General features: G+C 57.6%; 11 protein-coding genes. 7 read left to right on the plus strand and 4 right to left on the minus strand.

Annotation, left to right across the window (positions count from 1 at the left end):
* Positions 1–35 precede the first annotated feature (35 nt).
* The 6 genes from istA (ACYQ1P_RS08580) to ACYQ1P_RS08605 all read left to right on the plus strand — a co-directional run bounded on the left by istA (ACYQ1P_RS08580) (position 36) and on the right by ACYQ1P_RS08605 (position 7,653).
* A complete protein-coding gene (gene istA / locus ACYQ1P_RS08580; RefSeq protein ID WP_460019925.1) occupies positions 36–1,535 on the plus strand; it encodes an IS21 family transposase in 1,500 nt (499 codons plus the stop codon).
* Positions 1,532–2,296: an IS21-like element helper ATPase IstB gene (gene istB / locus ACYQ1P_RS08585; protein WP_460019926.1), complete on the plus strand. Its 765-nt coding sequence runs from the start codon at positions 1,532–1,534 to the stop codon at positions 2,294–2,296. The genes istA (ACYQ1P_RS08580) and istB (ACYQ1P_RS08585) overlap by 4 nt, the downstream gene beginning before the upstream one ends.
* Positions 2,297–2,541: 245 nt before the next feature.
* Positions 2,542–4,128 carry a hypothetical protein gene (locus ACYQ1P_RS08590; RefSeq protein WP_460019927.1) on the plus strand — a complete coding sequence of 529 codons (1,587 nt, stop codon included), beginning with the start codon at positions 2,542–2,544 and terminating at the stop codon, positions 4,126–4,128.
* A gap of 129 nt (positions 4,129–4,257) precedes the next feature.
* Complete coding sequence (gene istA, locus ACYQ1P_RS08595; protein WP_460019928.1) at positions 4,258–5,772, plus strand: IS21 family transposase; 1,515 nt, start codon at positions 4,258–4,260, stop codon at positions 5,770–5,772.
* A 14-nt stretch (positions 5,773–5,786) separates the two neighbouring features.
* Complete coding sequence (istB, locus tag ACYQ1P_RS08600; RefSeq protein ID WP_460019056.1) at positions 5,787–6,539, plus strand: IS21-like element helper ATPase IstB; 753 nt, start codon at positions 5,787–5,789, stop codon at positions 6,537–6,539.
* Entirely contained in the window at positions 6,526–7,653 is a 1,128-nt protein-coding gene (locus ACYQ1P_RS08605) for a DUF7483 domain-containing protein (protein WP_460019929.1), read from the plus strand. Before istB (ACYQ1P_RS08600) ends, ACYQ1P_RS08605 begins: the two co-directional genes overlap by 14 nt.
* Here ACYQ1P_RS08605 and ACYQ1P_RS08610 read toward each other — a convergent pair.
* From ACYQ1P_RS08610 to ACYQ1P_RS08625, 4 genes are all read right to left on the minus strand, one after another.
* A protein-coding gene (locus ACYQ1P_RS08610; RefSeq protein ID WP_460018929.1) for an IS3 family transposase occupies positions 7,617–8,746 on the minus strand; the annotation gives its coding sequence in 2 pieces (ribosomal slippage) (positions 7,617–8,485 and positions 8,485–8,746; 1,131 coding nt in all). The genes ACYQ1P_RS08605 and ACYQ1P_RS08610 overlap by 37 nt on opposite strands.
* Positions 8,640–9,146, minus strand: a complete 507-nt coding sequence (locus ACYQ1P_RS08615; RefSeq protein ID WP_460019930.1) for a formylglycine-generating enzyme family protein — start codon at positions 9,144–9,146, stop codon at positions 8,640–8,642. The genes ACYQ1P_RS08610 and ACYQ1P_RS08615 overlap by 107 nt, the downstream gene beginning before the upstream one ends.
* 54 nt (positions 9,147–9,200) lie before the next feature.
* Complete coding sequence (locus ACYQ1P_RS08620) at positions 9,201–10,067, minus strand: formylglycine-generating enzyme family protein (protein ID WP_460019931.1); 867 nt, start codon at positions 10,065–10,067, stop codon at positions 9,201–9,203.
* A 54-nt stretch (positions 10,068–10,121) separates the two neighbouring features.
* Entirely contained in the window at positions 10,122–10,985 is an 864-nt protein-coding gene (locus ACYQ1P_RS08625; RefSeq protein WP_460019932.1) for a formylglycine-generating enzyme family protein, read from the minus strand.
* A gap of 113 nt (positions 10,986–11,098) precedes the next feature.
* Between ACYQ1P_RS08625 and ACYQ1P_RS08630 the strand changes: the two genes are divergently transcribed.
* Positions 11,099–12,586 (plus strand): hypothetical protein, encoded by a 1,488-nt coding sequence (locus tag ACYQ1P_RS08630; protein WP_460019933.1) that lies wholly within the window; start codon positions 11,099–11,101, stop codon positions 12,584–12,586.
* Positions 12,587–12,626 lie beyond the last annotated feature (40 nt).

The following is a 12,626-nucleotide window of genomic DNA, read 5'->3' on the forward strand; positions in this document are numbered from 1 at the left end:
ACGTCTTTTGTTCGTTTGGAGCGGAAGGCGGGGAGATGTATCACGTGGACCTATACAGGCGGGTGCGCTTGGCTTGTCATCACGACGGTCTGAGCCAGCGCGAAGCGTCGCGGCGGTTTGGGATTGACCGCAAGACGGTAGCCAAGATGCTCCAGCATTCGACGCCGCCGGGCTATCGGCGGGACCAGCCGGCGAAACGGCCCAAGCTTGATCCCTTTATCAGTGTTATTGATCGGATCTTGGACGACGACCGGGATCAGCCGAAAAAGCAGCGCCATACCTGTCGGCGGATTTTCGAGCGTCTGCGCGATGAGCATGGTTTTGGTGGCGGCATCACCATCGTCACCGACTATATTCGCGAGCGCAAACGGCGGACGAAGGAGGTTTTTGTGCCCCTGGCCCACGATCCGGGCCATGCTCAGGTGGACTTCGGCGAAGCCTGGGCGGTCATCGCCGGGATCAAGCTCAAAGTACATTTTTTCGCTTTGGATCTGCCGCACTCAGACGCCTGTTTTCTCAAGGCCTACCCGCAAGAGACCAGCGAGGCGTTCTGTGACGGCCATGTCTCGGCCTTCGCCTTTTTCGGCGGCGTTCCCCGCTCTATTCTTTATGACAACACCAAGATTGCCGTGGCCAGGATTTTGAAGAATGGGGAACGGGTTCGTACCCAGATCTTCACCCGGCTGCAATCGCACTATCTATTCAAAGACAGGTTCGGGCGCCCAGGCAAGGGTAACGACAAGGGCGATGTGGAAGGACTGGTCGGCTATGGGCGGCGCAACTTCATGGTTCCCATTCCACGGTTCGAGAGTTTCGATGCCCTGAACGCCTCTCTCGAGGAACAATGTCTGAAGCGCCAGGAGGATAAACTTCGCGGTCATGGCGAGACCATCGGGGAACGCCTGATGCGCGATCTGGACGCCTTGATGGAACTGCCCGTCACCCCCTATGACGCTTGCCAACAAGTGAGCAGCCGGGCCAGCTCCGTCTCCATGGTGCGCTATCGGGGGAACGATTACTCGGTGCCGGTGGCCTATGCCCATCATGAGGTGCTGGTGCGCGGCTATGTGGATCGGGTGGTTATCGGCTGCGGCAGCGATGTCATCGCCCGCCACCGGCGTTCCTATGACAAGGGCGACATGGTTTTTGACCCGATGCACTTTCTGCCGCTGTTGGAGAAGAAGGTCGGTGCCCTTGATCAAGCGGCGCCCCTGAAAGGCTGGAACCTGCCGGACGAATTCACCACCCTGCATCGGCTGCTGGAGGCCCGCATGGGCAAGAAGGGCAAGCGGGAGTACGTCCAGGTTCTGCGTCTGATGGAAGACTTCGAGAGGGACGACGTCCATGGTGCCGTCAAACAGGCGCTGGCCATGGGCGCCATCGGCTATGACGCCGTCAAACACCTGCTCCTCTGCCGGATCGAGGAGCGGCCACCCAAACTGGACCTGGATATCTATCCCTACCTGCCCAGCGCCACCGTGGAGACGACAAGGCCCGCCGCCTATATGAACCTCCTGGCGGAGAAGGCGGCATGAGTGACAGCCCTCAGATTCTGCTCCATCATCACCTCAAGAAGCTGCGTCTGCCCACTTTCCTTGCCGAATACGACAAACTGGCCAAGCAGAGCGCCGCCGAGAACAAAAACCATGTGGAATTCCTGCTCCGCCTCGTCGAGCTTGAGTTGATCGAACGGGAGCGGCGTATGATCGAACGAAGGATCAAGGCCGCCCGGTTCCCCGCGGTCAAAAGCCTCGACAACTTCGACTTCAAGGCCATGGCCTCGCTCAATAAGCCCCTGGTGATGGAACTGGCTCGATGCCAGTACATTGAGGATCGTGAGAATATCATCGCGCTGGGTCCCAGCGGCACCGGCAAAACCCATATCGCCCTGGGCCTCGGCCTGGCGGCATGCCAAAAGGGATTGAAGGTGCGCTTCATCACCGCCAGCGCCCTGGTCCACGAACTGATGGAAGCCAGCGATGAGCGCAGACTTCTGCGCCTGCAAAAACAACTCGCCGGTCAAAACCTGCTGATCATCGACGCACTGGGCTTCGTACCCTTATCCAAGACCGGGGCCGAACTGCTGTTTGAGACCATCTCCCAATGCTATGAGCGCGGCTCGGTGATCATCACATCCAACCTGCCGTTCGACGAATGGACCGAGATCTTCGGTTCCGAGCGCCTGACCGGAGCTCTGCTCGACCGCCTCACCCACCATGTCCATATTCTGGAGATGAACGGCGAGAGCTTCCGCCTCAAGCAAAGTCAAAAACGCCGGAAACCCGCAGAAACCTAATTTTACAGCCCCGGGTCGACCTCCCAGACCAAGGTTGCCCCCGTGCGCCCACAGGCACCTCCCGCCCGGCTTCGCTTCGCGTAACGCAAAGCGCTACACGAAGCCGAACGGGTCCCTCCTATGGACGACCGGGACAACCTGCACCACGACGCCCGCCATCAGAAAAAGTGGCCCCTTTTTGCTCCGGTCAAATGGCCCCTTTTTAGTCCGGCGTTGACAAAGTCACTGATTTTGCGCTTAATAGCGTGGCCACCCATAAGACAAATACAGCCGAAACGCATTACGTTGGCGTCTATAACGGCGGTGGCGGATCGTTTTTCAAAGGGTATATGGCGCAGGTCTGCCTTTTTGATGGCCTGACCATCACTGATCCAGCCACAGATGGCCTCGGAGAGTTCGATACCAACGGCGTCTGGAGGCCGGTGAGCAACGCGGCGATGATCGCCATCGCTGATACTCAAGGCGGCAACTCCTTTGTCCTTGATTTCAGCGATGGCAGCAACCTCGGCATTGATGTTGGCGGAAGTTATTCCCTCGGCACCGTAACCGCCACCATGACCGGCTACACTACCCCGTCTGGTACTGTTACTGCTGATGTGGATGACGGATCGGAAGCGTGGCGGGCGTTCAACAGCGATGTGTCCAGCGCAGGGGCTTATTGGTACGCCACAGGGGCCATCACGACCCACTGGATCAGCTATGAATTTGCCAGTGCGCAGACGATCAAAGCCTATGATTTGTATTGCCAGAACTATGGCACCATTCGCGCCCCCAAGACCTGGGAGTTTCAGGGATGGAACGGTTCGGGATGGGACACGCTGGACAGCCAAACCGGCGTCACGGCCTGGACCCCACTGGTGCCCAACCGGTACGTCATTGCGAGCCCCGCATCTTATGCGAAATATAGGCTCTACGTTACCGACTGGAACAATCTTTGTGTTCTACAGGAGATCATTCTGTATGGAGAAGGCAGCTACGGGCTAAACCATTGGACCGTCAACGGCACCATCACTCAGGTAGGGGATACGCCAACCGCCAACGGCCACACCTGGAACCCCTTGCTTGCGGGCCTTGTTGGTGTTCTCTCAAACGGCAATAAAACCCACGGCGCGACAGGACTTGATAAGTTTGGCTACGGCACCATCCAACTGCCCACCAGCGGCAAATACTATATCGAGATGGGGTTCACCGATACTGTAGCCAACTATGTTGATTGGGGCATTTGTCGGAAGCCTTATACGGCGTCATCTGGTGTTGGGCCTGGAACTTACTACGCTTATATCGAGCCGTATATGTGCTATGGGTTCAATGGGTACACCTATGACCCAGCGGGCAATACTGCTGCCTACGGTAACAATACGCACTGGTCAAGCGGCACAAAGATTTTCCAGATTTTCATCGACTGCGATGCGGGCGACATCTGGTTCGGCGTAGACAATTCCATCAAGGGTGGGACGCCCGGTGATCCGCCAGACGGAACCAATGTTGCCTTCACTGGCATTGATATGTCTGAAGGTTGGGTTGTTTTCCACGTTGACAGCGGCGGCGCTGATAACCCGATGATCTACGCAGAAGAAGATTGGACCTACAGTGCCCCGGCTGGCTTTGTGGCCCTGACCACCGACAACCTGCCCGCAGTCACTATCACCGACCCGAGCCAACATTTCTCGGTCGATCTCTGGTCGGGAACAGGTGCGACGCAGACAATCACCCCCTCCTGTGGCACGGGGCTGACCTGGATCAAGTCGCGCTCCAATGCCACCGACCATTGCGCATTCCGACGCAAAGCGGCCACTGATTCCGATCCAAAGCGGCCACTGATTCCGATTTAATCCGGCCACCGATTCCGACGCAAAGCGGCCACTTTTGTCTGGCCTGTGATCGACCTCGTTGGGTGATCTTTTGAGGGTTACCTTCGCACCTTTTGGGAAGGAGCGGAGATGCCCAGGGAGAGGTTGCCCATGCGCAAGATTCGCGACGTTTTGAGGCTGCATGCCGAGGGCCTGTCGAGGCGGCGGATCGCCGTCAGTTTGAATATTGGCCGTACAACGGTCGGGGATTATATCGCCCGGGCCAAACAAGCGGGGTTGAATTGGCCCTTACCCGGGGACCTTTCGGAGGAAGGGCTGGAGCAGCTATTGTTTCCGCCCTTGCGGGTTCGAACGAGGGAACGCCCACTTCCGCCCGATTGGCCGTCGCTGCACCGGGAGAAAAAGAAGCCCGGCGTGACCCTGGCCCTTTTGTGGGAGGAATACCGGGCGCGGCATCCAGAGGGTTACGGTTACAGCCGGTTCTGTGATCTTTACCGGGACTGGCGGGGTAAGCTGAACCCGACCATGCGCCAGAACCATGTGGCCGGTGAGAAGCTGTTTGTCGATTACGCCGGTCAAACCGTGGAAGTGATTGACGGCTTGACCGGCGAGGTCCACGAGGCCCAGATCTTCGTCGCCACCCTGGGAGCCTCCAGTTACACCTACGCCGAGGCCACTTGGAGCCAGGCGCTGCCTGATTGGATCGGTTCGCACAGCCGCGCCTTCAGTTTTTTCGGCGGCGTTCCCAAGCAGATCGTTCCCGACAACCTCAAGTCCGGTGTCATCAAATCCTGCATTTATGATCCCGAGGTTAATCGGACCTACGCCGATCTGGCGAACCATTACGGTACGGCGGTCATTCCCGCCAGGCCCTACAAACCAAGGGATAAGGCGAAGGTGGAAGTCGGCGTTCAGGTGGTCGAGCGCTGGGTTCTGGCCCGCCTGCGCAATCGCCGTTTCTTCTCCCTGGCCGAACTCAATCAGGCAATCCGTGAACAGCTTGAGGTTCTGAATAGGCGGGTCAGCAAGCATCTGGATGCGTCCCGGCGGCAACTGTTCGAAGAACTGGACCGCCCGGCCCTCAAAGCCTTGCCCGCCGAGCCCTTCGAATACGCCGAATGGAAACAGCGACGCGCCGGCATCGATTACCATGTGGAAGTGGGCAAGCATTTTTACTCGGTCCCGCATGCGTTGGTCAAACAAACCCTGTGGGCTCGCATCACGGAACGCAGTGTCGAGATATTCCATAAAGGCAAGCGTGTCGCCGTCCATATGCGCGGCCCCGGCAATCGGCGTCATACCACGGTCCCGGAACACATGCCGTCATCACACCGACGATACGCCAGTTGGACGCCGGAGAAAATCCGCCGCATGGCTACCGCCCAAGGGGCCAACACGGAAGCCCTCGTTGACATTATTCTGCGCCGCAAGCCACACCCGGAACAGGGCTTTCGTTCCGCTATCGGCATCCTCCGCCTGGCCAAGGCTCATGGGCCGGAACGCCTGGAGGCGGCTTGCGAAAGAGCGCTTGAGATCGGCGCCCATTCCTATTCTTCCGTCAATTCCATCCTCAAGAACAGGCTTGAGGATTGCAAAACGAAACAGGCTGAGAACGGTCCCGCCATCGATCATCCCAACATCCGGGGTTCCGGATATTTTCATTAAGGAGGAAAACAACCATGTTGCAACACCCCACTCACGACCAACTGAAGCTCCTCAAGCTGACCGGTATGGCTCAGGCCTTCGCCGACCTCAGAGACAACCCCCAAGCCGAAGATCTGGCTCATGATCAATGGCTGGCTCTGCTTCTTGATCGTGAAGAAGCCGTCCGTGACGACCGCCGATTGACCTACCGTTTAAGAAACGCCCGCCTGCGCCACGCCGGGGCCTCAGTCGAGAACGTCGATTACCGCAGCCCCAGGCGTCTCGATAAATCCCTGTTCCAGCAACTGGCCCAGGGGAAATGGATCGCCCAAAAACAGAACCTGATCATTACGGGTCCATGCGGTATCGGCAAATCATGGCTCGCTTGCGCCTTGGGTCAAAAAGCTTGCAGAGATGATTATTCCGTCCTCTACAAACGCCTGCCCCGAATGTTCTCCGAATTGGAAATGGGTCGCGCCGATGGCCGTTACCCGCGTTTGTTTCGCGCCCTGACAAAACCAAACGTGCTGATCCTCGACGATTGGGGCCCGGAAAAACTCAACGCTGATCAGCGCCGCGATCTTATGGAAATCGTCGAAGAGCGTTACCAAAATGCCTCGATCCTGATCACCAGCCAACTGCCCGTCGATAAGTGGCACGACGTCATCGGCGAGCCCACCTTCGCCGACGCCATCCTCGATCGTATCGTCCACAACGCCCACAGGCTCGATCTCGACGGACCCTCAATGCGAAAGACCATGGCCGCCAAAACCATTGACCAGACCTAAGGAAAATGACATCAACAAATTACCCAACGGCGTCGATCACGCCGCCAAAAACGAGCCCAGGATAAAGTGGCCGTTTTGGATCGGAATGGGTGGCCGCTTTCCGTCGGAATCAGTGGCCGGTTTCATCGGAATGCGCACCGACCATATCTGGATCGACAGAATCCGGGGTGCGAACAAGGTTCTCAAGTCAAATGTTGTGGGTGCTGAAATCACGCCGACAGATGCAGTGGACGTCTACGGCACCGACAGTTTTGATCTTGGTGCCGATACCTGGGGCAACTTCACCAATACATCCGGCAGGACTTATGTCGGATGGACCTGGAAGGCAGGCGGCGCAGGTGCAGCCAATACTGATGGATCAATTAGTTCTACAGTATCTGCAAACACAGCGGCTGGATTTGGTATCGTTTCGTATACAGGCAATGGCACTGGCGGTGCTTCGGTTGGGCATGGTTTAACTAGTGCGCCAGAATTTATTATTGTCAAACGAAGGGACGGAGCAATTGGCTGGGGTATTTACCATTCCGCTATGGGGAATACACAAGGCGTATCTTTTTCTACTATTGCTCCATCAACGTCTAGTGGCTGGTTGAATAACACAAGTCCGACATCAAGCGTGTTTACTCTAGGTGCTGGAACAGATGTAAACCCAAACCTGGGTTCAATGATTGCCTATGCTTGGCACGGCGTCTCCGGTTACAGCAAATTCGGCAGTTATGTCGAGGTGTCTTCCGCCGACAGGACGTTCGTCCTGACCGGGTTCAAACCGGCCTTCGTCATGGTGAAGAACATCACCACGGCGTCAAACTGGCATATCTGGGATAGCGCCCGTGGGCCGAACAACGTCATCAACGCGACCCTTGAACCCAACGCCAACACCGATGAGGCGGGCATCGGGAACTACCCCATCGACTTCCTATCCAATGGGTTCAAGAGAGCTGGCCGGGATTGTTCAGACAGTTTTTGGCGTTGGATAAGTGGAGCCTCTGCCGGTTGCCGTGTTGTATCGCCGATGCGGGGCCTCACGCAGGGAGGGCGTAGCCCGACTGGAGTGGGGCCCCGCATCGGCAGTGAACGTCATGCTGCCACCGCCTGGGGCTGGTTGTCAAAGTAGATCCTATCCGGCGGCACCCGACCGAGGCTCGAATGTGGCCTCTTGCCATTGTAGAAGTCAAAATAGCGGCCGAGCGAGGTCCGCGCCTCGCCAACGCTGTCGTAGGCCCGAAGATAGACCTCCTCGTACTTCACCGAGCGCCACAGCCGTTCGACAAAGACGTTATCCCGCCAAGCTCCTTTGCCATCCATGCTGAGGGCGATGCCGTTGTCCAGCAGCAGGCCGGTGAATGGGGCACTGGTGAACTGGCTGCCTTGGTCGGTGTTGAAGATCTCCGGCTTGCCATACTTGGCCAGCGCGTCTTCGACCGCTTCCAGACAGAAATCCACGGTCATGGTGATCGACACCCGCCAAGACAGAACCCGGCGGCTGCACCAGTCGAGCACCACACAGAGATAGACGAACCCCCGCGCCATGGGGATGTAGGTAATGTCCATCGCCCATACCTGATTGGGACGCAGGATGGGTAGGCCGCGCAGCAGGTACGGATAGATCTTGTGTCCCGCTGCTGGTTTTGACGTGTTTGGTCGCCGGTACAAGGCCTCGATCCCCATGCGCCGCATCAGCGTGATGACATGATCGCGGCCGATCTCAACGCCCTCGTTGCGCAGGAAATCGCGCAGCATCCGGCTGCCTGCGAACGGAAAGTCCAGGTGCAATGCGTCGATCCGACGCATGATGGCCAGATCGGCGGCAGACACCGGTCGGGGCTGGTAATAGAGGCTGGCGCGACTAAGCCGCAGCACCTCCGCCTGCCGTTTCAGCGGCAGGGCATGGTCACGGTCGATCATCGCTTTACGCTCAACATGCCGGCCTTGTCGAGCGCACCGGCCAAAAAATCATTCTCCAACGTCAATTGGCCGATCTTGGCATGCAACTCCTTCAGATCAACCGGCACCGTCGCCTGGGATCGGCTCGCGCCGAAAACCCCCGATGCCCCCTCCAGCAATTGCCCTCGCCAGGTCGTGATCTGGTTCGGATGCACATCAAACTGCTGCGCCAACTCGGCCAGCGTCTTGTCTCCCTTGATCGCCGCCAAAGCCACCTTCGCCTTGAAAGCCGCTGTGTGGTTCCGCCGTGTACGCTTCGTCATGGTTCCTCCCGATCAACGGCATCATCGCCGCTCTCAGGCAGAAAATCCACTTAACCCCCTGTCTGAATTTCCCAGGCCACCTCTCAGCGTCCCTGCAAGCGTTATGTGAGGCCCTGGTGACTTCGTAGCGTCCCATGGCGAAGGGGCGGGGGATGGTGACCCGATGCACCGGCGTTGTTGAAATGTACTCGCCACTGATGATGTGCCGAGGGGGTTGATCATGCCCCATCATGAAACTGCCCGCCGGGATGACGACCATTTCCGGACAGTCGGAACAGTCCTTAAATACGTCGCCGGGCTTGTAGATTTTGGGCTCAGTCAGCTTCAAGCCTTGAAGCATCAGCAATCCAAGTATCGATCCAAAAAACAACCCAACAACCCCAAAAACGATCAAGCGCATTTTCGTCTCCAACCGTAGGCACTCTACTGTCAAACGTCGATCCAGGAACGATGGTCAGGGGGTTTGATGGCCCTCCACAAGACCCAATTCCGCATCGGTGAGGTCGCGGACAACGCGAAATCCGCTTTTTACATCGCGTTTAAAGTATTGGTTCCACCCCCGATAAAATACAGAAGTTTCATATAATGAGGATCTCCAGGATGCGCCTCTTCGTGTCCCTCTAAAGCAATCACCGTCCAACCGGAATGACCCGTCTTCCGGTGCACCTATATAGCTGTTGTTCCAGCAATCAGAGACCCATTCATCAACATTGCCGAGCATGTCGTACAGGCCAAAGGGGTTTGGCGGAAATGTTCCAACAGATCGAAGCTCCATCGGTTCACCACGAGTCAGGCATACGCTGCAGTTCATTCGACCCGTTTCGAATTCATCACCCCACCAATAGCGGGTTGTTGTCCCTCCTCGCGCGGCATATTCCCATTCCGCCTCGCTGGGCAGTCGATAACGATGTTTTGACGATTGTTCGAGCCAGTGTAAGAACCCCAGCATTTCTAGATAGGTATGATAAACTGCGGGCATGTCTTTTTTGGTTTCCAATCTTCGATTGTAATTATTGACCCAACACAGATTCGTATCCCGACAGGACAGAAATTCCTTAACGGTCACTTCGTAGCGCCCCATGGCGAAGGGGCGGGGGATGGTGACCCGATGCACCGGCGTTGTTAAAATGTACTCGCCACTGATGATGTGCCGTGGGGGTTGATCGAAGCCCATCATGAAGCTGCCCGCCGGGATGACGACCATTTCCGGGCAGTCGGGGCAGTCCTTGAACACGTCGCCGGGTTTGAGCGGCGCGGCCAGGGCCTCGACCGACCCTATAGCCAGCAGCAACCCAAGAACCCCAAAAACGATCAAGTGCATTTTCGTCTCCTCCCGAGAGAATTGTACTGTCAAACGCCGATCCAGGAACCATGGTCAGGGGGTTTGATGGTCCTCCACAAGACCCAGTTCCGCATCGGTCAGGTCGCGGACAACGCGGAAACCTGAAGTTTGGCTAGTTGTAAAATAATGGTCCCACCCCCGGTCATGGACCGGATGGTCAAAGAACCTTGAGGAATAGGATGCGCCTCGAGAGTTTCCCCATTCGCACCGGCCTTCGAGCCAGGGCGTGCCGTCCGTCGGCGCCCCGTCATAGGAGATGTTCCAACAATCGCTGACCGATTCAACAACATTGCACATCATGTCGTACAGGCCGAAGGGATTGGGCGGATATTGGCCCACCGGTTCGATCTTCCGATACCATCCGGGTTTGGTCTTGTCGGAGCAGTTTTCCCGTCCGGGCTCCATCTTGTCGCCCCACCAGTAGCGGGTGGTGGTGCCGCCCCTGGCGGCATATTCCCACTCGGCCTCGCTGGGCAGCCGGTATTTATGTCCCGTTTGTAATAACAGCCAATGGAGAAAACCGAGCTTCTCATTGAAGGTGAGGTTCACCGCAGGCATGTCAGGACGAAAGTGGTATCGTTCCATGTAGCTGTTGAGTTGGCAGAGGCCAGCGGCCCGGCAGGCGATGAAGGCGCCGCGGGTCACTTCGTAGCGCCCCATGGCGAAGGGGCGGGCGATGGTGACCCGATGCACCGGAGTGGTGAAAACAAATTCAGAGTCCACAATAAGATCCGGCGGTTGATCGAAGCCCATCATGAAGCTGCCCGCCGGGATGACGACCATTTCCGGGCAGTCGGGGCAGTCCTTGAACACGTCGCCGGGTTTGAGCGCTGCGGCTGAGGCTGCGGCGGGCAAGACTCCCAACATAAACCCCAAAATCAGCCAACAGAATCTCATCCAAATCTCCTTCTCCATCCAAGGGAGGGGAAAGCGGGCCTTTGAGCCCAAATCACGGTCTCCGAGAATTCCGGAGATCAATTCTACCGTAACCCATGAAAAAGGAAAGACTCATGTCCAATACCGATCAGACTTCAGAAAAGTACAGGATTATCGTTCACGCGGACCCGGATGGGGCCGTGGGGCACTTCGCGGTCTCGCTGATCGAGCCCGACGGCACCCAGCATACCTACGGCAAATATCCGGCGGGAACCGACAACCAAAAACTAGGCAAAAAATTTAAAGTCACCGCCGCTCTCGGCGGCGCCGTGCCCGGCGAGATCCGGGACGATTCCAAGTATCAAGAAAGCGATGGTGATATCGAATCCTATCCGATTGACTTGACCGAAGAGCAGGCGATGAAGGCCAAGGCCTTCATTCACCGACAGCAAGCTTCTCCCGAGTCCTACAAACTCTATGAGAAGAATTGCGTCGATTTCGTCAACGCTGTGCTGAAAGAGGCCGGGACCGGCAAAGACATATCAAAACTATTCAGAGAAGATCAAATAAAAGACCTGGGTAGCGTCGGCACCCTCTACGGTGCCGGTCAGTACGCCATCGACAAGGCCCGCGAAGGCGAACCGCATCCGCAACTTCAAATGCGCGACGACCAACTGCTGCCCGAGGGGGCATCCCTGTCGCCGGAAGACCTGAATCTTCGCAACAAGACGGCGCAGGACCAGGTGGCCTTTCTTGCCAAAATGAGCGAGCCGCCGAAGGGTCCCGAGGGCATTCTGGCCAAGCGCACCGAGGATTGGACGCCCAAAGAGGTGGAGGATCTGGCCGGGTCCGATCACGCCATGCTGTCAGCCCATCCGGAATTCCAAACGACCAACGACCGGCTGATGGGCTGGCACGCCCTGCATTACGGCACCGGCCCGGCGGAGTATGACGCCACCGGACGGATGATCGATCCGCAATATAAACTGTTGCCAAAAACCACCGAAACGCCAGCCCAAGACCCGCTCGGACGTGACGCCCTGGACGGCGTGTTGCGGGTCGGCAAGCAGGTGGCTCAAATCGCCGGCAAGGACAAATGGGCAGCCGCCATCGGGGCCTTGCAATCGGGCATCAATCTGCTCAATAGCACCGGTGGAATTATCATGAATTCGAAGCCGCTGGGCATCCCGCCGTTGAAGCAGGACGGTGATTTCGGCCCCAAGACCAAGGGGGCTTTGCATCGTTTGGTGGCTGACAAGGGACCGGAAGCGGTGAGCGAGGCGGTCGGCCTGGCTCATTTCACCGACCATGCGGCGCGCCGTCGTCTGGGTGAAACCGGGGAAAAGGAGACCCTGGCCAAAGCCGCTGATACCGCCTTTGCGCCGCTGCTCTCCCGACCGGGGACGTTCAAGGCCGATGACCGCTCGCCCAAGCCCTGGGGGCTGGGAGTGCAGGCCACCCTCAACGATCTGGGCCGGGACAAGGACCCCGACTGGACGCCGTTGAAGGAAGACGGCTGGATCGGCCCGAAAACCGAACAAGCGTTTCAGGGCCTGTTGCCCCGGGTGCAGGACGACGAACTGACCGGTTCCCTGGCCCGCAATCTGGGGTTTCTGGGCTGAGACTTGATTTTTTAACAACCAAACTAAAACCGCCAAAGGG

The organism is Magnetospira thiophila (assembly GCF_054657015.1).

Excerpts from the sequence above, each read along its gene's own strand:
- istA (WP_460019925.1), top strand. The coding sequence starts at position 36 with ATGTATCACGTGGACCTATACAGGCGGGTGCGCTTGGCTTGTCATCAC.
- istB (WP_460019926.1), top strand. The coding sequence starts at position 1,532 with ATGAGTGACAGCCCTCAGATTCTGCTCCATCATCACCTCAAGAAGCTG.
- istA (WP_460019928.1), top strand. The coding sequence starts at position 4,258 with ATGCGCAAGATTCGCGACGTTTTGAGGCTGCATGCCGAGGGCCTGTCG.
- istB (WP_460019056.1), top strand. The coding sequence starts at position 5,787 with ATGTTGCAACACCCCACTCACGACCAACTGAAGCTCCTCAAGCTGACC.
- ACYQ1P_RS08615 (WP_460019930.1), bottom strand. The coding sequence starts at position 9,146 with ATGCGCTTGATCGTTTTTGGGGTTGTTGGGTTGTTTTTTGGATCGATA.
- ACYQ1P_RS08620 (WP_460019931.1), bottom strand. The coding sequence starts at position 10,067 with ATGCACTTGATCGTTTTTGGGGTTCTTGGGTTGCTGCTGGCTATAGGG.
- ACYQ1P_RS08625 (WP_460019932.1), bottom strand. The coding sequence starts at position 10,985 with ATGAGATTCTGTTGGCTGATTTTGGGGTTTATGTTGGGAGTCTTGCCC.
- ACYQ1P_RS08630 (WP_460019933.1), top strand. The coding sequence starts at position 11,099 with ATGTCCAATACCGATCAGACTTCAGAAAAGTACAGGATTATCGTTCAC.